Source organism: Amycolatopsis sp. NPDC003676 (assembly GCF_053587275.1).
The window spans coordinates 1-1,037 of record NZ_JBSFNS010000439.1 but is presented as its reverse complement, the minus strand read 5'-3'; the positions used below and the strand labels follow the sequence as shown (position 1 = coordinate 1,037).

Annotated in this window: 1 protein-coding gene and 1 pseudogene; both read left to right on the top strand. The window is 68.9% G+C overall.

Translation table 11 applies throughout. The annotated features are described in order from the left end of the window. Window positions 1-607: pseudogene (locus ACWDNU_RS47055) on the top strand (hypothetical protein); the annotation flags it as partial. A 203-nt stretch (window positions 608-810) separates the two neighbouring features. Continuing rightward, on the top strand, window positions 811-1,037 hold a 227-nt coding region (locus ACWDNU_RS47050; protein WP_449673606.1), incomplete at its 3' end, for a hypothetical protein.

The following is a 1,037-nucleotide window of genomic DNA, read 5'->3' as shown; positions in this document are numbered from 1 at the left end:
CGTGAACATGCCGATCGAGATCACCTTCACGCCGTGCGCCTGCGGCGGCATGATCATCGTGTCGACCTTGGTCGGCTTCTCGCGCGCGCCCAGCACCGGCACCACCCAGCTGGGCGAGACCAAGGACAACAAGGACGCCTGGATGATCGGCTACACGCCGTCGCTGTCGACGGCGGTGTGGGTGGGCACCGAACAGCCGCAGCCGTTGCGCGGCGGGCGCGGTGGCGCGATCTGGGGATCGGGCCTGCCGTCCGACATCTGGAAGCAGGTGATGGACACCGCGCTGGCGGGCACGCCGGTCGAGCAGTTCCCCACGCCGGCGATGACCGGTGGCGGCGGGCTGATCCCGGGACCGGCACCCGCGCCCGCGCCCGGCGGCAGCAATCCCTACGACATTCTCAACCCACCGACCAACGCACCGCGCAGCCCGGCACCGGATCTCATCACCCCGCCGTCGACGACGCCACGCAACCCCGCGCCGGAGCTCGGCCCCTCACCGTCGACCACGCCGCGCAATCCGGCGCCGGTGATCATCATCCCGCCCGCGCCACGCCCGGCCACGCCCGGCGAATTGTTCCCCGGACTGGGTGGTGACGGCGGTCGATAGATCACGGATTGGCCACCCGGACCACACACCCCGGCGGACATGGCAACATCGTTGGCCAGAGCGCGAACCAGCCCGACCAGTCGGCACCGCCGGTTTGCCGCGACGCGACAACGCGTCGAACGATCCCGGCGCCAAACCTGTCATATCGATGCGGGAAGATATGCGCTCGAGCGACGACGAGACTAGACATAGGGGCTACGCAGGTGGATTTCAATGTCGTTGACCGTCCCGAGACGCTGATCGCGGGCACGGTGCTCCGCAGTCCGGCGCTCGCCGTGGAGGGGCCACGCCGCGCCAAGGTGGTGGAGGCGTGGCAGCACCTGCTGGCGAGACCGCAGTTACCGGGACCGATCGCGACGGGGTACGTCGATTTCGCGGCGGAGATCAATTCCTACCTGACCCACATCGTCGGCTACGAGTGCAAGACCCT